The organism is Pseudovibrio sp. Ad46, from assembly GCF_001623065.1.
Lineage (GTDB): Bacteria > Pseudomonadota > Alphaproteobacteria > Rhizobiales > Stappiaceae > Pseudovibrio.
In genome coordinates this window covers 47,701-74,173 of the sequence record NZ_LMCG01000049.1, presented here as the reverse complement: position 1 = coordinate 74,173, position 26,473 = coordinate 47,701, and the positions used below count along the sequence as shown (strand labels likewise).

General features: G+C 50.1%; 29 protein-coding genes. 11 read left to right on the top strand and 18 right to left on the bottom strand.

What is annotated here, in order from left to right:
* The first annotated feature begins 73 nt into the window (after positions 1-73).
* From PsAD46_RS13510 to PsAD46_RS13500, 3 genes are read left to right on the top strand one after another with little or no spacing between them, the layout of a single operon-like run.
* The gene (locus PsAD46_RS13510) at positions 74-2,311 is read left to right on the top strand and encodes a PBP1A family penicillin-binding protein (protein WP_063307133.1); all 2,238 of its coding nucleotides are present in this window, start codon (positions 74-76) and stop codon (positions 2,309-2,311) included.
* Entirely contained in the window at positions 2,308-3,009 is a 702-nt protein-coding gene (locus PsAD46_RS13505) for a DUF1214 domain-containing protein (RefSeq protein ID WP_063307132.1), read from the top strand. Before PsAD46_RS13510 ends, PsAD46_RS13505 begins: the two co-directional genes overlap by 4 nt.
* Positions 3,006-3,596, top strand: coding sequence for a hypothetical protein (locus tag PsAD46_RS13500; protein ID WP_063303624.1), 591 nt, complete (start codon positions 3,006-3,008; stop codon positions 3,594-3,596). Before PsAD46_RS13505 ends, PsAD46_RS13500 begins: the two co-directional genes overlap by 4 nt.
* Positions 3,597-3,608: 12 nt before the next feature.
* On the opposite strand, the gene PsAD46_RS13495 is transcribed toward PsAD46_RS13500, so the two are convergent.
* The gene (locus tag PsAD46_RS13495) at positions 3,609-4,451 is read right to left on the bottom strand and encodes a hypothetical protein (protein WP_063307131.1); all 843 of its coding nucleotides are present in this window, start codon (positions 4,449-4,451) and stop codon (positions 3,609-3,611) included.
* Between the two features lie 644 nt (positions 4,452-5,095).
* On the opposite strand from PsAD46_RS13495, the gene PsAD46_RS13490 reads away from it, so the two are divergent.
* A complete protein-coding gene (locus PsAD46_RS13490; RefSeq protein WP_208981840.1) occupies positions 5,096-5,752 on the top strand; it encodes a hypothetical protein in 657 nt (218 codons plus the stop codon).
* On the opposite strand, the gene PsAD46_RS13485 is transcribed toward PsAD46_RS13490, so the two are convergent.
* Positions 5,726-6,112 (bottom strand): DUF1491 family protein, encoded by a 387-nt coding sequence (locus PsAD46_RS13485; protein WP_063293245.1) that lies wholly within the window; start codon positions 6,110-6,112, stop codon positions 5,726-5,728. The two genes, PsAD46_RS13490 and PsAD46_RS13485, sit on opposite strands and share 27 nt — an antisense overlap.
* A gap of 33 nt (positions 6,113-6,145) precedes the next feature.
* On the bottom strand, positions 6,146-7,024 hold the full coding sequence (locus tag PsAD46_RS13480; protein WP_063293246.1) for a peptidoglycan-binding protein: 879 nt from the start codon (positions 7,022-7,024) through the stop codon (positions 6,146-6,148).
* A gap of 528 nt (positions 7,025-7,552) precedes the next feature.
* Between PsAD46_RS13480 and PsAD46_RS13475 the strand changes: the two genes are divergently transcribed.
* Positions 7,553-8,137, top strand: a complete 585-nt coding sequence (locus tag PsAD46_RS13475; protein WP_057465874.1) for a DUF5330 domain-containing protein — start codon at positions 7,553-7,555, stop codon at positions 8,135-8,137.
* Between the two features lie 146 nt (positions 8,138-8,283).
* Positions 8,284-8,715 carry a SufE family protein gene (locus PsAD46_RS13470; RefSeq protein ID WP_063293247.1) on the top strand — a complete coding sequence of 144 codons (432 nt, stop codon included), beginning with the start codon at positions 8,284-8,286 and terminating at the stop codon, positions 8,713-8,715.
* Here PsAD46_RS13470 and PsAD46_RS13465 read toward each other — a convergent pair.
* From PsAD46_RS13465 to PsAD46_RS13420, 10 genes are all read right to left on the bottom strand, one after another.
* Positions 8,678-9,424 carry a DUF6456 domain-containing protein gene (locus tag PsAD46_RS13465; protein WP_063293248.1) on the bottom strand — a complete coding sequence of 249 codons (747 nt, stop codon included), beginning with the start codon at positions 9,422-9,424 and terminating at the stop codon, positions 8,678-8,680. The genes PsAD46_RS13470 and PsAD46_RS13465 overlap by 38 nt on opposite strands.
* Positions 9,408-9,818, bottom strand: coding sequence for a helix-turn-helix domain-containing protein (locus PsAD46_RS13460; RefSeq protein ID WP_063288158.1), 411 nt, complete (start codon positions 9,816-9,818; stop codon positions 9,408-9,410). The genes PsAD46_RS13465 and PsAD46_RS13460 overlap by 17 nt, the downstream gene beginning before the upstream one ends.
* 490 nt (positions 9,819-10,308) lie before the next feature.
* Positions 10,309-10,725 carry a MucR family transcriptional regulator gene (locus PsAD46_RS13455; protein WP_008549808.1) on the bottom strand — a complete coding sequence of 139 codons (417 nt, stop codon included), beginning with the start codon at positions 10,723-10,725 and terminating at the stop codon, positions 10,309-10,311.
* A 463-nt stretch (positions 10,726-11,188) separates the two neighbouring features.
* Positions 11,189-11,551 (bottom strand): monovalent cation/H(+) antiporter subunit G, encoded by a 363-nt coding sequence (mnhG, locus tag PsAD46_RS13450; protein WP_063293249.1) that lies wholly within the window; start codon positions 11,549-11,551, stop codon positions 11,189-11,191.
* Complete coding sequence (locus PsAD46_RS13445; protein WP_057465869.1) at positions 11,548-11,901, bottom strand: cation:proton antiporter; 354 nt, start codon at positions 11,899-11,901, stop codon at positions 11,548-11,550. The genes mnhG and PsAD46_RS13445 overlap by 4 nt, the downstream gene beginning before the upstream one ends.
* Entirely contained in the window at positions 11,898-12,377 is a 480-nt protein-coding gene (locus PsAD46_RS13440; protein WP_063307130.1) for a Na+/H+ antiporter subunit E, read from the bottom strand. Before PsAD46_RS13440 ends, PsAD46_RS13445 begins: the two co-directional genes overlap by 4 nt.
* Positions 12,374-13,960 carry a Na+/H+ antiporter subunit D gene (locus tag PsAD46_RS13435; protein WP_063307129.1) on the bottom strand — a complete coding sequence of 529 codons (1,587 nt, stop codon included), beginning with the start codon at positions 13,958-13,960 and terminating at the stop codon, positions 12,374-12,376. Before PsAD46_RS13435 ends, PsAD46_RS13440 begins: the two co-directional genes overlap by 4 nt.
* Positions 13,961-13,964: 4 nt before the next feature.
* Positions 13,965-14,342, bottom strand: a complete 378-nt coding sequence (locus tag PsAD46_RS13430; RefSeq protein ID WP_057465866.1) for a Na+/H+ antiporter subunit C — start codon at positions 14,340-14,342, stop codon at positions 13,965-13,967.
* On the bottom strand, positions 14,342-14,758 hold the full coding sequence (locus PsAD46_RS13425) for a Na+/H+ antiporter subunit B (protein WP_057465865.1): 417 nt from the start codon (positions 14,756-14,758) through the stop codon (positions 14,342-14,344). The genes PsAD46_RS13430 and PsAD46_RS13425 overlap by 1 nt, the downstream gene beginning before the upstream one ends.
* Complete coding sequence (locus PsAD46_RS13420) at positions 14,758-17,106, bottom strand: putative monovalent cation/H+ antiporter subunit A (protein ID WP_063293250.1); 2,349 nt, start codon at positions 17,104-17,106, stop codon at positions 14,758-14,760. Before PsAD46_RS13420 ends, PsAD46_RS13425 begins: the two co-directional genes overlap by 1 nt.
* 258 nt (positions 17,107-17,364) lie before the next feature.
* On the opposite strand from PsAD46_RS13420, the gene msrB reads away from it, so the two are divergent.
* The 4 genes from msrB to PsAD46_RS13400 all read left to right on the top strand — a co-directional run bounded on the left by msrB (position 17,365) and on the right by PsAD46_RS13400 (position 21,179).
* Positions 17,365-17,772 (top strand): peptide-methionine (R)-S-oxide reductase MsrB, encoded by a 408-nt coding sequence (gene msrB, locus PsAD46_RS13415; RefSeq protein ID WP_063293251.1) that lies wholly within the window; start codon positions 17,365-17,367, stop codon positions 17,770-17,772.
* Between the two features lie 295 nt (positions 17,773-18,067).
* Positions 18,068-20,161: a S9 family peptidase gene (locus PsAD46_RS13410; protein WP_063307128.1), complete on the top strand. Its 2,094-nt coding sequence runs from the start codon at positions 18,068-18,070 to the stop codon at positions 20,159-20,161.
* Between the two features lie 168 nt (positions 20,162-20,329).
* Positions 20,330-20,746: a hypothetical protein gene (locus PsAD46_RS28370; RefSeq protein WP_208981839.1), complete on the top strand. Its 417-nt coding sequence runs from the start codon at positions 20,330-20,332 to the stop codon at positions 20,744-20,746.
* A 49-nt stretch (positions 20,747-20,795) separates the two neighbouring features.
* The gene (locus PsAD46_RS13400; RefSeq protein ID WP_057465863.1) at positions 20,796-21,179 is read left to right on the top strand and encodes a hypothetical protein; all 384 of its coding nucleotides are present in this window, start codon (positions 20,796-20,798) and stop codon (positions 21,177-21,179) included.
* Position 21,180: 1 nt separating this feature from the next.
* On the opposite strand, the gene PsAD46_RS13395 is transcribed toward PsAD46_RS13400, so the two are convergent.
* The 5 genes from PsAD46_RS13395 to PsAD46_RS13375 all read right to left on the bottom strand — a co-directional run bounded on the left by PsAD46_RS13395 (position 21,181) and on the right by PsAD46_RS13375 (position 25,012).
* Complete coding sequence (locus tag PsAD46_RS13395) at positions 21,181-22,239, bottom strand: ferredoxin--NADP reductase (protein WP_063307218.1); 1,059 nt, start codon at positions 22,237-22,239, stop codon at positions 21,181-21,183.
* On the bottom strand, positions 22,236-23,396 hold the full coding sequence (locus tag PsAD46_RS13390; protein WP_082831083.1) for an aromatic ring-hydroxylating dioxygenase subunit alpha: 1,161 nt from the start codon (positions 23,394-23,396) through the stop codon (positions 22,236-22,238). Before PsAD46_RS13390 ends, PsAD46_RS13395 begins: the two co-directional genes overlap by 4 nt.
* Positions 23,383-23,688, bottom strand: a complete 306-nt coding sequence (locus PsAD46_RS13385) for a hypothetical protein (protein ID WP_063296262.1) — start codon at positions 23,686-23,688, stop codon at positions 23,383-23,385. Before PsAD46_RS13385 ends, PsAD46_RS13390 begins: the two co-directional genes overlap by 14 nt.
* Positions 23,663-24,271: a TetR/AcrR family transcriptional regulator gene (locus tag PsAD46_RS13380; RefSeq protein WP_063288153.1), complete on the bottom strand. Its 609-nt coding sequence runs from the start codon at positions 24,269-24,271 to the stop codon at positions 23,663-23,665. Before PsAD46_RS13380 ends, PsAD46_RS13385 begins: the two co-directional genes overlap by 26 nt.
* 141 nt (positions 24,272-24,412) lie before the next feature.
* Positions 24,413-25,012, bottom strand: coding sequence for a superoxide dismutase (locus PsAD46_RS13375; RefSeq protein WP_057465860.1), 600 nt, complete (start codon positions 25,010-25,012; stop codon positions 24,413-24,415).
* Between the two features lie 260 nt (positions 25,013-25,272).
* Between PsAD46_RS13375 and PsAD46_RS13370 the strand changes: the two genes are divergently transcribed.
* Positions 25,273-26,463, top strand: coding sequence for a YbfB/YjiJ family MFS transporter (locus tag PsAD46_RS13370; protein ID WP_208980728.1), 1,191 nt, complete (start codon positions 25,273-25,275; stop codon positions 26,461-26,463).
* Positions 26,464-26,473 lie beyond the last annotated feature (10 nt).

The window sequence follows — 26,473 nt, the reverse complement described above, 5'->3', positions numbered from 1 at the left end:
GCTAGTTCTTCGGTTTGGTTCATTGTCCCCCTTTGCGCATTCAGGGGTGTGACCGGTACTACGGGTAATCAGTTTGGAAGAGAACTCTGATAACAGCGAAAAGCAGAATGTCACGGAAAATTCTGCTGAAAATGTGAAAAAAAAGGGCAAGGAGCGATCTTTTACCCTTCAGGATCTATCTCAGCGGATGCTTGCAACCGATGCATGGCTGGATTCTGCGCTTTGGCACACCTCACAGTTTTTGGGGGTGTTCTTTCGTGAGTACTCGGCCTTCATGCGCCGGTTCTCCCTGCGCGGCCCCTCCAAGTTTATTGCAGGGCTTGCTTCTGAAGGGCTGACCTATTGCGCGTTCGGCTTTCTGATCGTGCTGACCTTTGCGCAGCCGGCCTTTAAAGCAACAGAACGCTCTGACTGGAAAACCACCTCCGACTTTTCCGTGAGCTTTTTTGACCGGTTCGGAAACCCGATCGGCAAACGCGGCATTTTGCTGAACGACAAAATTCCACTGGATGAAATTCCAGATCACGTGATCCAAGCTACCCTTGCTACCGAGGACAGACGGTTTTTTGATCACTTGGGAATCGATTTTGTTGGTACCTTCCGCGCCATGGTTGCCAACGTGAAAGCCCGCTCTGTTGTGCAGGGTGGCTCGTCGATTACACAGCAGCTGGCAAAAAACCTGTTCCTTTCAAACGAACGCACATTACAACGCAAAATCAAAGAGGCTTATCTCGCTTTATGGCTTGAGATGAACCTGACGAAGCAAGAAATCCTCAAATTGTACCTCGATCGCGCTTATATGGGCGCGGGGACATTTGGTGTTGCCGCTGCTTCTGAATTTTACTTCGGCAAAGACGTGCGCGAAATTTCGCTGGCAGAAGCTGCAATGTTAGCAGGGCTTTACAAAGCCCCCTCCAAATATGCGCCGCATAAAAACCTGCCTTCTGCCCGTGCTCGTGCCAACGAGGTGCTGACGAATATCGTGCAAGCGGGCTTCATGACTGAGGGACAAGTTATCGGCGCGCGGCGTAACCCGGCAGAAGCGATTGACCGGACCAAGAGCCGGGCACCAGATCATTTTCTCGACTGGGCGTTTGAACAGGTAAAAGACCTTGCCGAACAGTACCCAGAGCTCAGTAATGACAGGGTTATTTCTGTTCGCACCACGCTAGATCCGGGCATGCAACAGGAAGCCACCAACCAAATCGAGAGCACCTTGCGTCAATACGGTGACCGTTACGGCGTTGAAGAAGCGGCCATGACAGTTATCACCACCGAGGGCGCCGTGCGCTCCATGGTTGGTGGACGCGATTATGATGAAAGCCAATTCAACAGAGCCACTGACGCACTTCGCCAACCAGGTTCCTCGTTCAAACCGTTTGTGTACATGACAGCCTTCCTGAATGGATATGAGAGCGAGAGTGTTGTCCCCGATCGTCCAATCAGTATTGGCGGCTGGAGTCCACGCAATTATACCCGCAGCTATGCAGGTGCTGTGACGCTCAAGACGGCGTTGACCAAGTCAATCAATACCATTCCCGTTCGTCTGGCACAGGCCATCGGGCGCGATAAGATTGCAACCACCGCCTACATGATGGGGATCAACAGCGAACTGCGTATTACCCGTGCTATGCCGCTTGGAGTCTCTGAAGTTACGGTTCTTGATATGACAAGTTCCTATGCGGCCTTCGCAGCTGGCGGGAAGAAAATTGACCCCTACGCCATATTAGAGTTGCGCAATTCAAAAGGTGAGTTGCTTTACAACCATGATCGTGACGCTGGCCCTTCTCTGCGGATTCTGCCGTTTGACAAGGTCTCGATGATGAATGATATCCTGGTGAATGTGGTGGAACGTGGCACTGGCCGACGTGCCCGGCTGGATGGGATTACTGCAGCCGGTAAGACTGGTACGACACAGGCTTATCGCGATGCCTGGTTCATTGGCTACACGGGCAACCTTGCGGCTGCGGTCTGGTACGGAAACGACGACTTCTCCTCCTCACGCCGCATGACCGGGGGTAGCTTGCCTGCGATGACCTGGGGCAACTTTATGAAGTATGCGCACCAGGGGTTGGAGCTGAAAGCTATGCCCGGTGTGGAGCCGCCTGAAGGAAAGGATGTTATTGCCGCGAATGGTCTCAGTGATGTTGAGGTGACTGGCCCGCCAGAACTGCTCAACAGAACATCACAGCAAGTTCTGGAAGCGCTTGGGAAGCGGCTGCGTGCGCTTCCATTCAACAGTATTTCTCAGTCAAACGTGCAGGCCCAACTGGGCTCTGGCGCAAAGGCGGATGTGACTTATACCCGATGACCCACACCCCTCACATGCCTTTGGTGGCGGTTCGCGAACCAGAAACCACCCAGATTTTTGATGGAGAAACCTCCTGGCAAAAGCCTTGGCCTCATATTTCGCCATTGCTTTTCAAAGCCCCGTTTTTCTCGTTCGGACCGTTTTTATTCTCCATCATGATTGCTTTGATTGTGGGGATAGGCAGTGCTTATCTGTCGCTCAACAGAGGCTCTCCGTTCAGCGCATTGGAAAGCGGCGTGTGGGTTGCGCACCCGCATGCAGGGACGATTGACAGTGATCCTTACAGTACAGCCATTTTTGCACGAACCGGGCGCGTGCCGCTTGGAAGCGGTGAAGGCATTGCATTTTACGCTGCCTTTGATGACAGCGGACGGGCGCTAGACCCTCAGTGCAATTACCGAATTGCCGGTAAAGTACCAACTACACGGCTTTGGACCATTACTGCTTTGAACAACGCCCTGGAGCTGCTTGCGACTGATGCTGGTCGCGCCTCCTTGCATAGCCATGGCATTTTAACGGATCACACAGGCGCGTTTGCAATACAGGTTGCTCCTGAAGCCCGGCCGGGGAACTGGTTGCCAACCGGGGGGAGTAACGGGCTGGTGTTTGCCATGCGTCTTTACGATATCCCCTACACCACAGGTGCCGGATTGAGTGCCCCAGTGATGCCTGCTGTTGAATTGGTGAGCTGCAAATGAATGATCTCCTCAAAAAACTGCAGGACCTTTACATTTCCCCCCGCTGGATCTTATGGGGTGTCGGCGGATTGCTCGTCGCGGGGATAATTCATGTGGCCATTGTTTTGAGCGTTCCTGCTTATGTTCCGCATTCCCCCTATGAACGCGTTGGCGGCTTTGGTGCGGATCGCAGTTTTCAGATGCTGCCACCGATCCTGCCACGCAGTGAGCCTTTGCCGGATCTTGATCCATCTATGCGCCATGCGATCTGTCGTTATTCCCTTGAGAACGGCCCATTGATAGTGAGCGCGGTTGCTCCCTCTCCGTTCTGGTCTCTTGGCCTGTTCAACGAAAAGGGACAGGTGACTTACAGTCTCAATGACAAGACATCTGAGGGTGAAGCTGTGCGCATGTTGGTGCTGACACCACAGCAGCTTTCGATCCTGCGTGAGAACCCGCCTGAAGACCTGGAAGAGATGATTGTGGTTGAGACGAATGAGCTGAGGGGGTTTGCGCTGTTCCGTGCCTTTGCACCGTCCAACGCGTATCTGCCACAGATCTCCGCCGCACTGCGATCTGCAACTTGCTCTGATCTGCCAAAGATTTAGAGCACCACTCGGCTATTTTTGCGGGACAGCGCTCTCCAAGCCCCATCCGGTAAAGATGCGGGACGGTTTCTCGACCTGTTCTGCCGGACGTTTGACCTCAGCATAACATTTGGAGGGCAGTTCTTCGTAGGTGCGACGCAGCTGCTCATAGCCTTTGCTCGCGTCCCAGATTTGCTGGGCAGACGGGGTTTCCACTTCCAGCGCGTTGATGGCGATCTGATAGGCCTGCAGGCGGCGGCCTGTGGCGCGGAGTACCCAATCCACAAAGGACTTATTCTCGCGGACCCTCGCCTTTACCCCCGTTGCAAACTGCGGGTTCACCTGAGTTTGGCGGCTCAGTGCGTCCAGACGCTCATGATCACTCACCAGAACCTGACGGGCAATTTTGCAAAACGGCAGGAGGAGCTTTTGATCAGACCTCATGTCGTCAATCAGACGGGTATAACGGGTTTCGCTGGAGCGGTATTTATCCGAGCGCAGATAAACGTAATAATTTGATGGATTGATCGCAGCGTATGGATCTTTCAAAAAACCCTGACGTTCCAACTGAGCCTTGTTGGCTCCAATCCAATCCTCAGAGGCCGGAGGAACAACCAGTGTCCATCCGCGATCGCGCAGTTCATTTTCCTGATCTGTCAAATTGAGGTTGGAAACGTCTTGCTTCTGGGAATAACGATAGAGCATACCCAGATCTTTTGCGACGCGGTCATGAAGGAAATTGGGCTTAGCGCGGCCAAAATCTCCAGTGGGCTTGGCGCATGCAGACAACAGCAGGGTGGCTGAAGACACAAGTAAGAGACAAGTCGCAAAGGTGCGACCTTTGCTGATCAACTCTGTTTTCCCGAATTTGCCCATGTCTCACAATCCCACTGCTTGCAGCAATGGAGATACAGGCAAAAAACGTAGGAAGCTAGTCCCTCTCGTATTCCGAGTGCTCTTCTACAACGCGAATAACACCAACTCTGCTGCGGCAGGCTAATCCTGACGGCATTTTGTAGACACCCGGGAATATATGGATCTGGGCTGATGAAAGCTGACGATCAAAGCCTCTGCGTATCTCTAAGGGTTGCCTGCGCGAGCGCTCAATCACGAGATCATGAAGTGTACCCATAGTTTGTCCTCTGGCACATTTACCGGTCAATTCTGTGGTTCTTCCAAGCCTCAGTTAAGCGGAGTTTCAGTTAATGAGCTGTAAAGCATTTGCTCCTAAATTTAGCTAGTAATTATATTCGATGTCATATGTGTCGCTGTGTTTTTCTGGCGATTGCGAAAAACATCGAGAAATCATTGTTTTGCGTATACAGGTTCCTTCACTCATGGAAGACAGGTCTCAACTCCTAATTGCAGCAACAGAGGCTTTTGCTCAAATCGGCCATTCTCATGCAAGCTCTCATATGTATGAGGAGTTAGCGCTGCAGCACCTGTCATCAGCCACTGCGGCAAGTCGATTGAAGGTAGCGCACCTGTTGTGCCCGATCTCTCATGCTCCGGAGGCTTTGATGAAAGCTCTTGCAAATGACCATGACCAGATGATTGGAGAATACGTTGCTCTCAATTCCAGGAGCACCGTTGCCCCTTCACATCCAGCCAGTTCCTCTGATGAGCTTGCAGAAGATCTGCTTGGTCTTTTCCTGGAGAGCGCGCCGATCTCATCATACAAAGACCTCTCAGCAAGCCTGTCAGATGCCTCTGCTTCAGATGACACGGTTGACGCTCTGACGGAAAATGAGGCGCAGGAGCTAACACTTAGAGGGCTAAAATTTGGCCATACGAGCATGGTTGGCCAGTTGGCGCACGCCTGCCGCATGACTCCAGATCAGATTCATCAATGCTGTACGCATTCTTCTCCGGACGGATTCATTGTCATGCTCGTTGGTCTTGGGTTCTCTTCCCGTCTTGTCGATCAGCTGCTCGTCCGGTTTTGGGGCACACTCATTGAGACGGATCGCATGAGAGACCTGCAAAAGTCTGCTGCTGGTGTTAGCAAGAAGATTGCGCGACAGTTGCTCTGCAGCTGGAGTGGAGAGATTTCTCAGCCTCGCTACCACACGATTTTTGAGGCAACCGAGACAGTTGTGCGGGAACTCAAAGCCCAGGGCACGTCTTTAACGCGGCCCTCACATTACCATTCAGAACTTGCGACCCTTAAAGCCTGAAAATAAATCTTCAGGCCCCGGCTCTTTTGGCAGTGACAGGAAGCTTCTGGCTTCCTTATCTTCAACTTCGACAACCCAGAAGTCAGGGTCCATGCGTTCTTCGCGTGTGAGTTTGGCTTCAATTTCCTCTCGTGAAGTTTTTTCCATCAAACACTCAAACTCGCGATCAAGTGGCTTTTCCTCTTCAAAGAAAGACTGTGGGGCAGGACCGTAAAAGTCGTAGGTCGTGTCCAACCGATCAACAATGATGAAGATTGCACCTGCTTCCAGCGCGCCTTTGCGGCGTATGCCTGCGAAAGCACCTTCCCCGAAGCACCGGCGTGTGTAAGCAGCGACCCAAAATTCAGAGGTTACTCGCATCAAGTTGTCTTTCTTATTGAATTAGTCGCGCTATCAGATCCGCGTGCCACTGACGGTAGCAAGCTTAGAGAAGAGAGCTTCGCTCATTTGCCCGTCTATCTGCAAAGCATTATCGCGTTGGAATGCGGCAATTGCAGAAGCGGTCTGGCCACCCGGAATACCATCAATTGTAAGCGGGCCGTACCCCAGATCTGCCAATGTTTTTTGCAGGCGCTTGATACGCTCAGTCATTGCATCCGTTTGACCGGAGACTTGTGTCAGATTGGAGCCACTTTGCGTCAATGCTTCAATTTCCTCAGGACTTGCCCGAGGAATAGGAATCTCAGCCCCTTCAGCAGACGCGGTGTTTGGAGACGGCGCAAACGCGGCAAAGTCCATTGTCAGCCGTGCGAGCAGCGCTTCGGTCACCTGCCCGTTTTCACTCATTGCGCGTTGTCTTTGATAAGCACGGACTGCCCGTTCTGTCGCGGGACCGAACTGGCCATCCAAACTGCCCGGATACACCCCTAAACGGCGCAGTTCTTTTTGCACTTCAGCAACCAGCTCTTGCTGTCTCAATCTCTGAGTTGCTCTTACAAGTTCTGAGCTATCTAACTGGCTTTGAAAAACCCGAGTGGCGACTATTGGAGAGGGATGCTTGGCATCTTGCAAAAAGGCAGCGTTCACCGCGATCAGCGATGCCATGCCAACGAAGCCTAACAGCACCAGTGTAGAGAGCTTGTTCATGCCTGGAGACTTTTTGGAGGCAGCGTTAGCAACAGCAGCATGATCGACTTCGCCATTTTCATAGAAAACACCGTCTTCGTCATAGTCTACGTGCATTTGGTAATCACCATCAGGCTGCGTATGTGCAGAACCCCGACGGGCTCCACCTTTGCTCGCTTTTTTGCCGTTTGGCTTTCGCCCCACCATCAAGCACTACCTCTTTCAACGCAATTTGTGTGTTACCCGAGTACTCGGTCACTACCAATTTTAACTGGTGTCTTCCTGAGAGGTTAGAGATATCGCCCTCACCTCAGCAAGTCCACTTTGAATAGCTCTCTGCCCACCGAGAACCACCATAAAACCTTGGGTTAAATTGGGCTCGTTTCCAGTTTTCCAGCCCTACTGTTTCTATCAAGTTTTGCTTAAAAAAACTCTTATGTGCACTTTTGAGTTTTAATTGTGAGCTCCATCTGGTGGCTTTTCAGTTCAATAAGATACCGCTGGGATACTTTTTCTACACCTTTTATTAATCATAGATACGCTTCGCCAACTTTTCGAAAGACCAAAAATAGCCATAAATTTCAGTAGTTTTCCAATTTACATAAAATTTGATTCAATTTTATTGAGAACAATATATGTTATATTTGAGAGTAAACCCTATAGTTTCAACAAGTTAAACGACTATCTAAAAATTGTCAGCCTATTCGGCGCACTTGAAACCCACGGGCGAAGCCAATGTTCTTTTTGCTTAGAACTACATTTTGGATCGGACTTGTACTGCTTCTGCTTCCAATTGGAACTGGCAGTGATGAGGACGCACCATCTATTGGGATCGTTCAGGTTTACCTTGCTGCTCAATCCACCGTGAAGGATCTTGGGGGTTTTTGTGATCGTAATCCCAATGCTTGCGAGATGGGCGGCTCGGTCATCACTCTCGTCGGTTTAAAGGCAAAAGAAGCTGCTCGCTTGACCTACAATTACCTCAGCGACAGTGAGACAGAAGATCTGCAACCCACAAAGTTTGCTGCTCTGCCGTCAGCTCAGGATGCTATCGAGGCAATACCGTTTGATGAAGTTGCAGCTGGCCAGCTGCTGCCGAGCCTTACAAGCCCATCAGACGAGCCTGCACATTCCGGTACACTTAGTTCAGCTGATCGGGACATTCCATGGCAACTCGATCAAGACCAGCAACAGAACAGCTCTGCGCAAGCAGATCCGTCTGAACAAGGTCTATTTGCTGAAGTTCAGCCAATCTATGCAACTCCAGTTGCTGCTGTTCCGTTACCGCGTCCTAATCCGCTGTATTACGGCCGGAATTAAGGTCAATTTCCATAAATCTGAGCTATTTATGGCCTATACTCTCATCTGGAGTGTGGGCCGTTATATATTTTGAATCCAATCGTATTGCCCCTAACCGGTTGGCGCGGTAGAAACGCCCTCAAAACCCTGAGTGAGAGAATAGTATTATGACCACTGCGATCGCTGATATTCTGGAAGGCTTTGAGTTCCTCGAAGACTGGGAAGACCGCTATCGCTATGTCATCGAGCTGGGTCGAGAACTTGAGCCCCTGACAGATGATGAACGCAGTGAGGAAAACCGCGTTCATGGCTGTGTTTCTCAGGTCTGGCTTTCGAAGAACATTCAGGAAGATACCGATAAAGGCCCGATCCTGTTCTATAAGGGCGACAGCGATGCACACATTGTTCGCGGTCTTGTTGCTATCGTTCTTGCGCAATACTCCGGTGTTTCTGCAAAGGAAATTCTTGCTACGGACATCGAGAGTATATTTGGCAAGATTGGCCTCAAAGAACACCTGACGCCTCAGCGTTCCAATGGCTTGAGTTCCATGGTTCAGCGTATCAAGGATGATGCATCCGATGCTCTAACTCCGAATTAGACGCTGCCCAACTCGCCATTCGAGCGTTTTCGGGACCGACCGCACGACTACGAGACGAGCCGTAATGTGTAGCAAGTCGATCTAGCGCCAACCCCAGAACAATCTTGGCTGTTCGTTGTGGCCATTGACGCTCGCTCTCAACCTGTTTCAAAGGCTTCAAGAAACAGCACACATCCATGAGAACGCCGGAGAGCTCTGGTCCGACAGTTGAGAGAGCTCTTTGAAGGCGATCTCTGGCATCGTAAACGCTGTCGGATACATCATCTATCTTAGTACTCGATCTTGATGATTGCTCGCTGCGCCAGTTCGATCTAACGGTTCCCCAAAGTTGCGCGTAGGTGAAATCTTCTCTTAATCGCTCACCTGCTTCAAACTGGAGCTCCGAGATGTATCCTCTCCCCTTTTTGTCCTTTCTACTCCTTAGCCAAGCCAGTGGACTTTCTGAGTTGATGGTATTGATCTGAGATTGCTCCGTTTTAGATTGAGTTTCCAACCCTCCAAGGCTTAATTTTCGCCGCAACCAGCTTTTGCCCTTTTTGGTCAGCTGGTAGCCCTGCGCATAGGGAGCAACCAGCGACAGGGCTATTGCACGCGATAAGACAGCTTTAGCTTCCCCCTCAGGTTCCGCATGCTGCTTTGCAACTGCTAGCCCTTTGCAGAATTTGATGAGCTGTATTTCAGATACTGCTTCCTCAGGCTGGGTAGGCATCAGGCTGACCTCCGGAGCTTAGGGAAGAATGCATGCGCGCACTGGCAACAGACGCAGACAGCTGCCCCTCTATCTCTGAGAGGACAGCATCAAATTTCGGATCTTCTCTTAAATCTTCAACCACCTTGCAGGCATGAGCTGCTGTTGTTCTGTCACGCCCAAAGACTGCACCTGCTTGGGACAGGGTCATCCCCATTGAGACGTGAAGAATATACATAGAGACTTGGCGGGCCTGTGCAGCTTTTGCATAACCGCGGGAGGCAGAATGAAGCTCCTCTGGCTTCAATCCAAATGCAAGTGCAACACGGCCTGTCGCCATCCAGTCCACCGCTGACAGAGGCTTTTGGGACAGTCCAGAATGAACCGAAGACTCCGAACACGGACTCTTGGACATTTCATTTTTCTCCCCCTCAGAAAATCTTGGCATTTAATTACTCCAATGAACTGATTGGTTATCGTCAAAGAACAATTGATTGTTGCCCTAGCGATACTCGGGGGGGATAAGATTGGTACCTCGCGGTCTCAAAGCATAAATTTTTCTAAACGACTGGCAGACTTAAGCGATTTTTGAGTCCAGCTTCGAAATTTCGAAAGCTGCCCTTAAAACCTTATCGAATTATTTTTTTGAATTAACTCTTGAGACTTGCAGGTGTTTTGAGATCACAACTTAGTAAAGCACAAGAAAATTAGAACTTAAGCTCTAGTGTCAGATGAACTAATTTTACCTTTACGGAAGGTCGAAGAAGGCGTGCCAGGGCACTATGCACAACACGTGCACCCTTAAGGGAAATTCATCAATAATGAGGGGATAAGAAACAGCAGAAGGGGAATAAAAAAAACCAGCCCCGATTGAGGCTGGTTTTCTGTCAGGATATGTCCTGAAATTACTTAGCGCGTTTACGCTGCTGGCCGAGACCCATTTTCTTAGCAAGCTCAGAACGAGCTGCCGCGTAATGAGGAGCAACCATTGGGTAGTCTGAAGGCAGACCCCATTTTTCACGATATTCTTCAGGTGTCATATCGTAATGCGTGCGTAGGTGACGCTTCAGGGACTTGAACTTCTTACCATCTTCAAGACAGATGATGTAATCGTTCGTAACAGACTTCTTCACCGGCACAGCTGGCTTGAGTGGCTCTGGCTCTGGCTCGGAAAGATCACCACTGGTTTTCTGCAAAGCGACGTAAACGTCGTTGATCAGCACAGGCAAATCGGCAGAGGCCACAGTGTTATTACCAACATAGGCTGACACGATATCAGCAGTCAGTTCCATCAAATTATTATCTGCAGGGATCTCGCTCATCTCTAACCTGTCATCTTGTGGATCTAAATTTCGTAGGTGTGCTTACTTACTACAGAGCTAATACTTCAATCCGAAGATTAAACGTTAGATCCGTACTTATCTCAGCTAAGCTTCGACTCTAAACAAGCAAAAACCATAGGAGGCTTTTATAGAGACAGGAAATAAGGATAACAAGTTAAATTCGGTATGAAAAAGCAGATTTACTATGGTTTTTTGTGCATTGTGATTTAGAAGGACCTTACAGACTTCCAACAAACTTGAGAAATCATAGAAGTAAACTAGATAAACTGCTTGCCCTAATGTACAGGTAAAAGAATGAGACTTTGCTGTGTAATTGGCTGTTGGCAAGGCGGTGCCGGTGAAACTCACGTTTCTAGTCAACCGCCTTCCCAAAGGGCATTGTCGATTATTTCTGGTGATTTGGTTGCACTAAACCCCAGAAACTGTGATCGAAGCTGACATATTATTGCGGTGTTTCAGGCTCCGCAGACTTCTTCGTCACACTCAACTCGTCCAACTTGGTTTCCTTACAAGGTTTGTAGCCCACGACATAGGCTGCGCGTGCGATGAGGTGTGCAGAAACCGGAGCCGTCAACAGAAAGAAGCAGACGGTCGCGACAGCACGCATGAAGTCATCCCACTGTTGCGAATAGAGGCCAAGCGCCAGCACCATCAAGCCAGACCCTAAGGTACCCGCCTTGGACGCTGCGTGCATGCGTGTATAGACGTCTGGCAGACGATTGATGCCAAGCGCTGCGCCAGCTGCGAAGATTGCTCCTATAATGAGCATAATCCCAGTCAGGATAGAGATAACTGCTGACATCATTTCTGCTCCTCCTGCTTTTCGGAATCTTTGATTTCCTGCATGATAATAAAGTCTTTGGCCTGCCCTCGATTTAAGATGAAACGGGCGAAGGCAACGGTTGCCAGAAAGCCGACAAGACCGAGTGCAAGCGAGATATCGATATAGAGCGTGTATGATGACCCAACACCCACAGTCGCTATCAGGCCGATAGCGACAACCACCAATAGATCCAGTCCGACAATACGGTCAGGCAAGGTTGGGCCTTTGATGATGCGATAGACAATCAGCAAGAATGTCAGACCGAGAATAAAGAGCGCGATGCTCACACAGGCATACAGAAAATCTGATGCGAAAGCCTCAAATCCGTTCATCGAAACGCCTCCAAGATCTGACGTTCAAAACCATTCTTGATGCCATCAATTGTTTCTTCTGGGTCTGGCACGTTGAGGCAATGCACAAACAAGACCTTTCGATCTTCCGAAACATCGACGGAAAGCGTTCCCGGTGTCAGTGTGACCATGTTTGCCAGCAATGTGATCTCAAAGTCTTCGCTGACTGAGAGCGGCACTGCGATGATACCCGGATGGAGCTTGATCTTCGGTTTGATGACAATCATCAGCACACGCCATGAGGACAGAACCAACTCTTTGAAGAAACTGCCTGCAAGAATGAGGACCTTCCCTCCGCGTTGAAAGTAATCCCGAAATGAGATTTGCTCCCGGATCAGGAACAGTGCGATGCTGGACAAGATAAAACCAAAAATCAGATTCAGTGGTGTGAATGAGCCGGTAACAGCGCCCCATGCTGCTGCAAGCAGCAAGTTCATGAGAAAGACCTTGTTGTTCATCGGATGCCTCCAAATACGGAACCGATATAGGCTGTCGGATTAATCAGCGTTTTTGCTCCATTTTCAGTTATGGACATCATGGTTTCCGGCAAAATTCCTATTACGAAGATCAGCGCAGTCAGCACGATGAGCGGCAACCAAATGCTCCACGATATCTCAGAGGCATCAGAGCTTCCGGCAATGGGGAGAGCTTGAATGCCATCCACAGTGTGCTCGTTCCCGCCCCGCCAGAATGCAAAGATCCAAAGACGTCCTACAGCGATGGTCGTAAACAATCCTGAGACCAGAATACCAGCTGCGACCCAGCCACGACCAGCTTCTAGCGCGCCAGCTACGAGCAACAGTTTTGCCCAGAAACCAGAGAAAGGTGGCAAGCCTGCAACTGCGAGCAAGAGGATCAAGCCTATTCCAGCGCCCAGAGGCGTGCGGATGTAGAGACCTCCGATTTCCCGCAAGGAAAATGTTCCGCTCATCTGGAACATAAAGGCGACCAGTAGGTAAAGCGCGGTCATGATGAGAACGGAATGCATGGAGTAGAAGATCGCACCAGATACAGCAACTTCATTGCCAACTGCGATACCAGCCATCATGGCACCGATACCAGCGATGACGAGATAGGCCATCAGCCGTCGGATATCTGTTTGAGCCAGCGCACCAAGTGAGCCGGTCAGCATCGTTGCGATGGCGACTATTCCAATTAGAGAGGCGAGCCAGTCACGACCTTCCGGCATCAGCAGAAGCATCACTCTAAGCAGCGCATAGACACCTACTTTGGTGAGTAAGCCTGCAAAGATTGCGGCTACCACCAAACGTGGTGTGTGATAAGAGGCGGGAAGCCAGAAATTGACTGGGAACGCTGCTGCCTTCATTGCAAATGCAAGGAAGTACAAGGTTGCCAAACCAAGCATTGGACCAGAGCTGTCAAAGGCTTTCAGCTTGCCAGCGATGTCCGCCATGTTCAGCGTACCAACCAGACCATAAAGCAGGCCAGTTGCGGCAAGGAATAGCGTTGTCGCAATCAGGTTCAGCACTGCATATTTTACAGCACCGTCGATCTGCACCTTTTCATTTCCGAGGATCTGCATACCGAAGGATGAGATCAACAGGACTTCAAACCACACATAAAGGTTGAAGATATCTCCTGTCAGAAATGATCCCGTGACACCGCAGAGCAGCATCAGGAGGAACGGATAGAAACCGTAGCGTCTTTCGTTTTCAGCAATTGAGTTCATTGCGAAGACGGCGACACACATGGTTGCGACAGAGGCTGTCAGTGCCAGCAACGCGCCGAGCGGATCAGCTGTAAAAGCGATGCCGAATGGCGGGAGCCAACTGCCCATCACCATCGTCACAACACCGTTGGTGAGAACGTGGTTGAGCAAGCCGATGTTTGAAAGGATCACCAGTGCGATTGTTGTGATCGCGATCCAAGGTTGAGTAGCCGATTTCTTTCGGAAAATAATTGAAATTGCACCGCCTGCCATGGTGAGCAGGACAGGAGCAACCAATAGCCAGTCGGCAAGAGGCACCGCCTCCGTCACCATAGCCGCTGTAATATCAACTGTTGTTTTCGTTGCAGCCATCTACTTAGTACCCCAGCGGCGGTTCAGAATGTTCTTTGGGTTCTGCGACGCGCATATCAAGCAAGTCATCTGTTCCCAGCTCCTGATAGGCCCGGTACCCGAGGACCAGGAAGAATGCCAGGAAGGAGAACGAGATCACAATTGCGGTCAGCACCAATGCCTGAGGCAGAGGGTTCGCTGTTGCTTCTACGGGGAGATAGCTTTGAAGCGGAATAATTGGCGGTACATCCCGTGTCAGGCGTCCTGCCGTGAAGATCAAGAGATTCACGGCATTTCCAAGAATGGCAATGCCCAGCAGGATCCGTACAAGCTTGCGAGACAAAAGCAGATAGATGGAACCTGCAAAAAGGATCCCGACCAGAACAGAGAAAAGCGTTTCCATTAGTCTGCCCTTTCTTCCAGAGAAAGAGCGATCGAAGAAATCGCTCCTACCACCACCAGATACACTCCAATATCAAAGAACAGCGGTGTTGATAGATCAATCACCGTGCCCAAAAACGGAAGCGCAAGCCACTGACTTGTCATTGCTGGCTGACTGAAGAACAGGCTCGGCAACACAGAGACAACTGCGAGGAGCAGGCCTGACGCAGCAATGGACATAGGATGAAACTTCATTGCCCGGCGAACTGCAGAGACACCGCAGGCAATGCCATAAATTGCGAAGGCGGAAACGGCAATCAGCCCGCCGATGAAACCTCCACCGGGCTCGTTGTGCCCACGGAGCAATACGAAGACGGAAAAAAGCATCATCAGGGCAGAGAGATACGGAGCGACCGTTCTGAATATAAGCGTATTCATTAGCGATTTTTCTCCGAGTTCGAGTTTCCGTTTGATTTAGGTCGCACTCGGATAAGTGCAAGGACCGCCAGACCCGTTACCATCACAACGGAGATCTCTCCGATCGTATCGAAGCCGCGGAAATCAACGAGAATAACGTTCACGATGTTCCGACCGTGCGCAATCGTCCGACTGTACTGTGTGAAGAACTCAGAGAGTGTTGGGTCAAACGGCAGTTGAATAATGGACATCAGCAACATGCTGATACCCGCACCACAAAGCACTGACAGGCTGATATCAAAGGCTTTGCCACGCGATGACCGGGCATCGGTTGGCTTCAGATTCAGACGGGTCATTACCAACGCAAGGATCACAACCGAGAGTGTCTCAACCATAAACTGCGTGAAGGCCAGATCCGGCGCTCCAAAGAGCAGGTAGATCAGTGCCACTGCAAAACCTTGAATACCAAGCAGGACAATCGCCGTTACTCGGTAGCGTGCTGTTAACACGGCATAAACGCCAATCACCGCAATCGCGGCAATAAACCACTCATAAGCGTAGAAGCTGCCTATACCTTGCAGTTTTGGCCAATTGCCTGTGAGGGTCATTGGTACAAACAGGACTAGCGCGATTACGGTAAACGTTGCACGCATATAGGTGACCATACTGCCAGTTTGAACTGTTTGTGTCAGCGTGGTTGCAAAACGAATGATAATTTCCAGGACCTGGTCGAAGCCTTTATCCGGTCCCCACCCAATGGTTCGCAGAGCATCAGCAACAATCACACGGAGCTTATCCATGTACATGAAGATGATAATACCAAGGGCAATTGTCGCTAAAGACAGGTAGAGCGCTGGTGACAGGTATGTGGGGAACAGATGCAACTCTTCATCAAATGGTGTTCCCAGAATTGCAGAGGTCATTGGTGACAAGAGCTGATGACCAACTGATGCGATGAATGCACCGGCTGCCAAGCCCAGAACCGCAAGAGTGATTGATCCTGCAACAAGTAGGACAGTTCCTTCATGAGCAACTTTTGGTGTTTTCACCTTGGCGCCGAAGAACGGTTTAATGGCAACGGTTGCAGCCAGAGCAAACATCATCGCGTTGCCCAGTACGGCAAAGCCAGTCCAAAGCCCACCGTTCACAGCGTGCCATGTTCCGTCATAAAGAACTTCTTTCGCAACAAAGCCGACCAGAGGTGGCAAACCTGCCATTGACAACGCAGAGAGGACCGCAGCTGTACCGGTGATCGGCATCAGTGAGAACAAGCCCCCTACTCTGTTCAGATCGCGTGTACCTGATTCATGGTCGACTGTTCCGACCACCATAAACAAAGAGCCCTTAAAGAGTGAGTGCGCGAAAAGGTATATAACGGCGCCTTGGATCGCCACCGGGTCAGATGTGCCTGTTAGCATCACCAGCAACCCGAGAGACGCAACTGTTGTGTAGGCCAGAACAAGTTTGAGGTCTGTCTGCCGAATGCCGAGAATGGTGCCAACGAGCAGTGTGATGCCACCAAAGATCGGAAGTACGGTCATCCAGAGTTCTGTATCTCCCAGAACCGGATGCATGCGCATGAGCAGGTAAACACCGGCTTTCACCATGGTGGCAGAGTGCAAGTATGCAGAAACAGGTGTCGGAGCTTCCATTGCGTTTGGAAGCCAGAAATGGAACGGAAATTGAGCTGACTTTGTGAAAGCGCCCAGCACCACCAAAATGAAGATCGCGGTGTAATATGGGCTTTCGCGTAAAACGTCACCAGAATTGAGCAACTCACTTAACTCGAAACTGCCACCCTGGTAGCCAGCCAGGATCAAACCAGCCATCAGAGCCAGACCACCGCCGCCTGTCACAACAAGCGCTTGCACAGCAGAGCGACGAGAGGCGCGGCGCAGGTGGTCAAACCCGATCAACAGAAAGGACGTGATAGACGTCAACTCCCAGTAGACGAAGAGTGTGATGACGTTGTCAGCAACAACAACACCCAGCATGGCTCCCATGAAGAGGAACAGGTAGGACAGAAACTGCCCAAGGTTCTCATGGCCTTTCAGGTATCCACCTGCATAAAGCGTAATGAGCGTTCCTATTCCCGAAATCAGAAGCGCAAATAAGACAGACAGGCCATCCAGATAAATCGAGAAATTTACGTTGAAGGTGGGAACCCACTCCAAGCTCGCCTTGAATGTTTGCCCCTCGGCAATGCCTGGCACAAATGAAAGAAACTGTAGGAACGCCAATGCAGGAATAACAGCGAGAAGCCACGCAGCATTGTGTTTCAGAGTCTTTGCCAGAAAGGGACTAAGCGCAGCGGCAACAAACGGGCCTAATAACGCCCAGAACGTTGCCTCGACACCGAATAAAGGCATGTAGCACTCCGTAAATTTATTAGTGTGGTTAACCTATAAGACCGAGTCGAATTTGCCAAACACGCTCCCCCGACCACTCCAAAGACATAATCTGCCCACCCATGCAGGGCAAGTTCATCACATTCTAGTTTTGTCAGGCTCCAATAAACTTTAACCTCACCTAATTGTAACTTGCCTTATAGGCATTGGCTGTTTGTTTATGTCTTGGTAAACTTAACACGGCCCTACCATTGAGCCCGGTGAATAAGGATTTCTATCATGTTTAACAAAAAATCACCTAAGGACATGACCGAGTCGGAATGGCGGGAACAACTGACCCCTGAGCAATATCGTATCCTTAGGGAAAAAGGCACCGAACGAGCCTTTACAGGCCCTTATTGGAATACCTTTGAAACAGGCACCTACAGCTGCACAGCATGTGGCTCTAAGCTATTCAAATCAGACACAAAATTTGATGCAGGCTGCGGCTGGCCAAGTTTCTTTGAGGCGGTCTCTCCCGATGCTGTGACAGAACATAAAGACGCTACGCTTGGCATGGTCCGCACAGAGATTTGCTGTGCAAGTTGTGGAGGACATCTCGGACACGTTTTCCCTGACGGCCCACCACCAACAGGACTTCGCTACTGCATGAATGGTACTTCGATGACATTCACACCTGACACGTAGTTTTGATCAAATCCAAGATAGGTGTTATCGCGAGGCAAAAGAGCGACGTTTTGAAGCTGTGGAAGAACAACTCTAATTACATTGAAATAATATTATCTGCTCTCTTCGAAAGACATATGAGCATGAAAATTATCGGTGTAAAAAGCTTCAGGTTCAAATTTATACCTTCGATTCAGCGCATATCTTCTCAGGGATAAGTTTTAATCGGGAACTGGCTTTATGCCCATTCCCGATTAAAATGCTGAAGAATAGAATTCAGATTTCAAAATCATAAGCGTAAACTCAGTCAGGTATAATGAAAAAGTCAGCTCCACCAAACGCGCAGATGCGCACTCATGAAACCAGCCATCATGGCTTTACTCGCAACGAGCCTTATGCCTGGCTGCGCGCAGATAATTGGCAGGAGGTAATGCGAGACCCCACTCTGCTTGATCCTGAGATCCGTGCCTATCTTGAAGCAGAAAATGCTTATACCGAAAACGAGATGGAAGACACTAAAGAGCTGCAAAAAGCACTTTTTGCAGAGCTAAAGGGTCGTATCAAAGAAGACGACAGTTCAGTTCCTTCTCCTGATGGTGAGTACGCCTATGCGACGAAGTTTGTTGAAGGTGGTCAACATCCCAAATTTGTGCGCAGCAAGCGTGATGGAAGCGACCCCATAGTTCTTGTCGATGGAGACCTTGAAGCTGATGGCAAAGCATACTTCAAATTTGGCGGTGCATCTCACAGCGATGATCATAGGTATCTGGCCTGGGCCTACGACGACAAAGGCTCCGAGTACTACACACTGAAAGTGCGCGACACGACGACAGGACAGGATCTGGAAGACACCATACCAGACACTGGTGCAGGCGGTGTTTGGTCTACGGACGGTCAGTATCTGTTTTATGTTCAGGTAGACGCGAACCATCGCCCTTCCAAGCTCTTCCGCAACAAGCTTGGTACAGCACCGTCTGAAGATGTTCTTGTTTATGAAGAACAGGATACAAGTTTCTTTGTTGGGCTTGGCAGAACACAATCCGGACGTTTCATTTGTGTTGGTTCAGGTGACCATGAAACCACCGAGGTTTGGCTTATTCCTGCAGATGAACCTTTGGCAGCCCCTACGTTGGTTGCCAAGCGTGAGACTGGTGTGGAGTATTCCGTTGAAGACAATGGTGACCGCCTGCTGATCTTGACCAACGCTGGTGAGGCTGAAGATTTCAAGATTGTCAGCGTGCCGCTCGTCGCTCAACTTGCTCTTCCGGGTAAGTCACACTGGGTTGATCTGATTGCTCATAAGCCTGGCCGTCTGATCCTATCGCACGATGTTTACAAGGATTATATGGTGTGGCTTGAGCGCGTTGATGGCTTGCCGCGCATTGTCGTCCATCGTTTCATCGATGGTATTTCACACAGCATTGAATTTGATGAAGAAGCCTATAGCCTCGGTATAGCCGCAGGGTTTGAATACAACACCACAACCATCCGGTTCACGTATTCTTCCATGACAACACCAAGCGAAGTATATGACTATGACCTTGCTACGCGCGATAGAGTGCTGCGCAAGCGGCAGGAAGTGCCATCTGGTCACGATGCTTCTGAGTACATTACGCGCCGCCTGATGGCTCCTTCACATGATGGCACACTGGTTCCGGTTTCTCTGCTCTATAAACGCTCGACAGTTCTGGATGGAAGTGCTCCTTGCCTGCTTTACGGGTATGGGTCCTATGGCCTTTCAATTCCTGCCAGCTTCTCCACTAATGCCCTGTCGCTTGTTGATCGCGGATTTGTTTATGCGATTGCGCACATTCGTGGTGGCAAAGACAAAGGCTATGCCTGGTACAAGAACGGGCGTCGTGAATTCAAGAAGAACACCTTTTATGACTTCATCGCAGCCTCGAAGTTTCTGGCTAGCGAAGGCTTCACCGCTCATGACAGGATCGTTGCGCACGGCGGCTCTGCCGGTGGCATGCTGATGGGTGCATGTGCAAACATGGCACCTGAGGCTTTTGCTGCAATGATTGCTGAAGTGCCATTTGTGGACGTGCTAACCACTATGCTCGACGATACGTTGCCGCTGACCCCTATTGAATGGCCGGAATGGGGAGATCCGATCCGCGATAAGAGCGCGTATGGGTATATCGCCTCCTATTCTCCCATCGACAATGTGGAAGCGAAAGACTATCCGGCGATCTTCGCACTTGGCGGCCTGACTGATCCGCGTGTTACCTATTGGGAGCCTGCCAAATGGGTTGCAACACTGCGTGAGAAGAAGGCCAATGATAGTCTGGTGATGCTGCGCACCAACATGGATGCAGGCCACGGCGGCGCATCCGGTCGTTTCGATCGCCTGAAAGAGGTCGCCTTGGTCTATGCCTTTGCCTTAAAACAGACCGGCAAGGCCTAATCTAACTTCACTAAGTAATGTAAAAAGGCGCCTCAAACAGGCGCCCTTTTTATTTAATATAGCTGCAAGTTTGCCTTAACCTTATTCTCAGTTCAAAAACTCCGTTAAGAATACTGGAACCAACATAGGACTAAGATTACATGGTCGAATGAGGAGCTTTAACTCCTCTTGGCGCTCAATGTTAAAGACATAAACAACAAAAAAAGTCTGGAACATCCTGTGCGTGCCATTCTGGTTATCTTGCTTCTTATCCTTATGCTTCCTGCGTCTACAGTCGCTCAGGTCAACAACAAGCTTTATCCGTTTAATCATCTGATCCCGAATGACTTGCGGTCGGCGCCGCGGATCTATGGGTCACAGTATGATTGTCGGATCCGGGTGAAAGAGGATGGGGCGGAGAATGTTTATCAGGCGTTTGTGACCGGGTATTTCAGCGATCCCAGCCGCAATATCTCCAGCGTTGCCTGTTTTCGGACAATGAAGAAGTGTCAGGCTTATCTGAATTTCATGCGTGGGTATTTAGAGCTTACGCGCAGTGCCAGTTGCCAGCACGGGTATTACAAAGGACTTTTTGGCTGGTTTTAAAATACACTTTTGACAGAAGAGGCCGATAAGGCCCGAAAGCGTTGATTAAATGAAGACAATTGCCCCACTCGCCTGCTTTGCAGCGGCGTCTCTGTTTCTGGTCAGCTGCAGTCAACCACCAAGCACCAATTATCTGGAACGGCAACTGATACCTCGTACAGGGCCAATCATGCCGCGTGTGAAAGGCACTCAGTATGATTGTTCCATTGCGACTGCTGAACATGGCGCCTCCAATATCTGGCAAGCAAATGTTGGTGGGCGCGTTTTGAGTGATAATCAGCCCTATAACGTCTCAACCGAGGCTTGCTTCACAACTCAGAGTGAGTGCGAAGCATTCCTCTATCTGATGAACGGGGTCTTAGACCAGATCATCACATCCCGTTGCCAGCTTGGATATGAAAAAGGCTTCTTCGCCAAACTGTTCGGATCCTGAACTACTTAAAACTGATCGATAGTTCTGCGGTTTTTGCATAGGATTGGCAGGTCAGAATTGCCCCTTTGGCGACTTCAGAGTCTTCCAAAGCCATTCTGGCCTTCATGTTCACCGCACCGCTCTTGATCTGAGCCCGGCATGCTCCGCAGATTCCTGACTGGCAGGAATAAGGTGGCTCCAAACCCGCTGCCCGGACAGCATTCATAATCGACTGCCCTTTTGCAACTTCCAGCTCTATGGTCTCGCCGTAGTAGTCGAGCTTCAGCAGAGCTGGCACGCTGGACACGTCTTTTGGCGTATCAAGGTTCCCGCCAAAGCTCTCTGCATGGATACGATCTGTCGGAACATCGCAGTATTGAAGAGCCTCGCGCACATCTGCGTTCATGGTACCGGGACCGCAAATAAAGTATTGCGTATCCTGAGCAACCGGGCGGCATTCAGACAAATACTCCAAGGCCACATCTTTGGTTATCCGGCCAGATTTCCATGGTGAGAACATAGACCACAAGGATGGTTTGGATAGAATATACCTGACTTCCAACTGAGACGGGAAGCGCTCTGCCAACAGCTCCAATTGTTCCTTAAAGATGATGTCATCAGCTGTCCGGTTCGCATAGAGCAAGAACAGTTTTGAACGTGGTTCTCTTTCCAATGCAGCTTCAATCATTGCGACAGCCGGCGTAATTCCGCTGCCACCGGCAAAGAAGTAGAGCGTTCTTTGCTGGTCTTTTAGAGGCTCAAGCGTGAAACCTCCGAAGGGTGGCATCACATTTAGCTGCTGACCTGCCTTCACCTTTGTGCAGAGGAACTTGGAGACGATGCCATCTGGATTGGATTTGACCGTGATCTGTAGTGCGTTGCCGTGACTGGGGGTCGCTGAAATCGTGAAGGGACGACGCACTCTCTCGCCGTTTACATCCAGCTCAATCGTGATGTGTTGTCCTGGCTTCCAGAAAAACTCCTCCTTCAGCTCTGCAGGGACGTCAAATCGGATGGTTTTCACGTGCTTTGTTTCAGTGATAACCTCTGAAACCCTTAGCGAATAAACAATATTTCTCACGGTTTGCGCTCCACCCATTCAGCCACGACACGCTGATGATCGCGAACGGGCTTTTCACCGTGTTTGGAGGATGGGCCGTGTTCAAAGAAGGGACTCTGCAGGGACTTCTGCTGCTGTTCGCAGGCGTAAATATCTTCCTGCATAAAGTCACCAGACGACATCGGATCTACTTTGGGGTCTTCGTTGTATTTGGCACCTAAATGTTTATCCCAGAAGGAGGCTGATGCCATGGCCGCTTTTGTGAAGGCCCAAGTGGATTCATTCGCCACACGGGTCCGTATCTCAACTACGGATCTGTCCGGGGCGATTGGCGTTATATGGAAGGTGGACCATGAATTCTCAGATTCACCCAATCCAATCCCCGGAAACAACATTGGCACCCAGGCTCCCATCTTGTCTTTCGGGATGCCCGGAATGAGTGGCATTGGTGTGACCTTTTCCACTTCAGCTGCATAGAAGTCTGCAAGAGGCTCCCAGAAGGCGAAGTGCGGGCCGATGAACTCGCACTCAATCTTTGAGTGGTCATACATGTTGAGCGTATGAGAATGCAGGTGTGACAGATGATACCCGTCGATGTAGTTCTCGACGATAATCTTCCAATTGGCCTTGATTTCGTGCTTTGAGTAGCCCTCTTCCGTCTCAATTAGTCCAGCTGGATCATATGGCGCAAGATATGGCTCTACCTCTCCAAACCAATTGATGATGGATGGAGCGTTTTCATTAGGGTGCACCCAGAGCATTCCGCGCCAGATATCGACAGATGCCTTTTTCAAACCATTGCAGGACAAATCTATCCCGGGAAACTCTTTTTCTTGTTCCGGGACAGAAATCAGGTTGCCTTCAAGATCATATGTCCAATCATGATAAGGGCATGTGATCGCCTTTTGCGTCTTGCCTTCAGCTCGCAAAAGCTGGGTGCCTCTGTGGCGGCAGATGTTGTGAAACGCACGCAAGCGATGATCACGACCCACTACGATAAAGATATTGTTCAAACCAGCCTGAACGGAAATGTACTGGCCAGGTTCAGTGATATCTTCCTGAAAGCCTGCGAGTGACCAGGTTTTGGAGAAGATTTCGGCCTGCTCTCGATCAAACCATTCTTGTGAGGTGTAGGCCTCTTTGGGGAGAACGGGCATACCGTTGCTATGAGTAGACATAGGGAACGCCTCCTAGCTTCATTATTAGATCTGCGAGGATGAGATAGAGCGAAAGCGTCGCCCACAGGATGATTGTGATCCAGAACAGGAAGGGGTTATCACCGCGAGTGAGAGTTTCGACAACATAGACGGATTGACTCCGCCACGCTCTAACTGTCCAGAGGAGGAAAAGCGCACCCCAGACCCACTGCCAGCCGTAGTAAAGCGAGGCAGCAATCAGGATCAGAGCAAAAATGGTTCGCCACTTGCCGTAGCTGATTATCTTTCTAAGGAGCTCTTTGAGTACCTGCATTATCTTCCAAGGACCTCAGCAGCAGCAATGCTGCATTTTTTGCATAACGCCTCCACGCGTGTGGCGGCTTGAGGGGAGCCAAGGAATCAACGTTGAAGTAGAGTGCCACGATGCCATGGGCAACGGTTTCGGCGGCTTCACTCTCCACTTCAGGAAAGTCTCGTTTAATTGCCTCGACGACAACTGCTGTAAAATCACCAACCCATTTCAGAAGAGCTTCTGCCTCAGCAGGAAACCTGTCTGCTGCTGCAACAATGGATTGGAACACCATCATCTCAGCTGGATCAGAGTGGCCGTGATCATCAAACAGATGATCAACGGCAGTGTAGGAACCACGTTTTGCTGGCAATGCGTTTGCGAACATTGTCGTCAACTCACCAAAGCCTGACAGAACATGGGTTACAACAGCGTTTATTATCTCTTCCCGATTACCGGCATGGTGCCTGATAAGCGGTCGTTTCAGTCCGGTTTCTTCAGCAATGCGTTCCAGCGTCACGCCTTCCAAACCATATTGAGCAACGCATTTCGCAGCAGCTTCAACAATTTCATTTAGTCTGGCGGATTGAACACTAGGACGCGGCATGGGTATGTGCTTTCACTCATCGGACACGAGTAGAGATAGGCTTCAAATAATTAACTGTCAATAGTGACAATTTAAAAAATCAAAGCCATCGAGACAAAAAAGGCGGCACGAGGCCGCCTTGATTATAATCTGTCTTTGGGATTAAACAGCTGCAGAGTACAGCTCTTCCACGTATTCCCAGTTGATCAGGTTATCAACGAACGCTTCCAGGTACTTAGGACGCGCGTTGCGGTAGTCGATGTAGTAGGAATGTTCCCATACGTCGCAGCCAAGAATTGGGGTTGCGCCGTGTACGATTGGGTTTTCACCGTTAGGTGTTTTCATCACTACGAGCTTGCCGTCTTTAACAGCCAGCCATGCCCAACCGGAACCAAACTGGGTTACACCAGCGTTGATGAAGTCAGCGCGGAACTTGTCGAAACCACCGAGGTCTTCGTCAAACTTCTTAGCCAGAACGCCCGGCAGAGAAGAACCGCCGCCATTTGGTTTCATCCATTTCCAGAAGTGCAGGTGGTTAAGGTGCTGACCAGCGTTGTTGAACAGGCCTGCATTTGTGCCGTAGCTTTCCTTGACGATCTCTTCAAGGCTTTTGCCTTCAAGACCAGAACCTTCGAGCAGCTTGTTGCCATTGGTTACATAAGCCATATGGTGCTTGTCATGGTGGAACTCGAGAGTTTCAGCAGACATATAAGGGGCCAGAGCGTCGTATGCGTATGGCAGGTCTTCAAGAGCAAAAGACATGGTATACCTCCATGGGAAAGGAAATTTTGGGCGCAGTACTTTTCAGTTTTACAACCGAGCAGCGCTGCAACTCATGGTGCAAAATAGTGATGTTTTTCCGTATGAGCAACGGGTGAAGAGCATAATTTGCAAATATTTTTCTTGTTTTTTTGTAAGTAGAACTTCTAAGTTGGAAATTACAGGAGCTGTGAGGTCACATTATTGGCTGTATTCTGCGGCTTGTAAGGAATCAATTTGTGTCAGATGCCTCCGAAAAACTCATGAAAACATCCACTACGACCGAAAAAGACCAGTTTGCAGTCCTTTCTGCGGTGGGTGGCTGCCTTGCTATGGCTGCAGTCATGGGTATCGGAAGATTTGTCTATACTCCGGTTCTGCCGTTCATGTTGCAGGACGGAACTTTGAATGAAGTCAACGCAGGATTTGTCGCCTCCTCTAATTATCTTGGTTATCTGCTCGGAGCACTGCTGGCAGCTCGCGCTCCCCTGCCCGGCGGTCCCTATCGTATCTTCATGATCGCGTTGATCACGAGCACTGTAGTCACTTTTTTCATGGCGTTTAGTCTTGGCGTCTACTGGTTTGTTGTCATTCGCTTTCTAGCTGGGCTGGCAAGCGCTTATGCATTTGTTTTGGTCGCAAATATAGTCATGCAGCGGCTGGCAGAGACCCGTAGCCTTCATCTCTTTCCGATCCATTTCACTGGTGTTGGCATCGGCATTGCAGGTTCGTCCCTTATGATTGAATGGCTCGGCACAAGCTTAGAAAGTTCATCACAACTTTGGATCGCAAGCGGTGCGCTCAGCCTGTTGCTTTCGTTGTGCGTGCCGTTTCTTCTACCCCCAAGAAAAGAGCTTGCTCCTCAAGCAGCTTCTCACGCCACCCAAACGAAGACCACGACCAAGCCACTGAACCTGAGCGCGTGGCGGTTGATCTTTGCTTACGGTTGCTTCGGTTTTGGCTATGTCATCACCGCCACATTCCTCGGCGCATTGGCTAGTTCGACGCCTGAACTGGCTCCAATGAAATCCCTTGGCTGGCTGCTGGTTGGACTTGCGATCATCCCTTCCGTTTTCTTTTGGGAGAAGCTGGCAGTTCGTATCGGGTATGGCCGTGCAATTGCAGTCGCATGCACACTTGAAGCCATTGGCGTGGCTTTGAGTGTTCTGACACCGACTATCGCCGGGCTTTCCGCGGCTGCGATCCTATTGGGTGGCACATTTGTTGGTATTACATCGATCGGACTTGTTGAGGCGCGTCGTCTTGCAAGTTCTAACCCTCGCCAAATTGTCGGCCTGATGACCGCTGCCTTCGGTTTAGGCCAGATGTTTGGCCCGAGCTTTGCCGGTTATCTCTATGAGCTGAACGGCGACTTTTTGCTTGCCTCGCTTGTGGCTGCAGGTGCTCTCATTCTTGCTGCTTTGCTCACGATCAAGCGTTTCACACCGGCATAAAAAAGGGAGG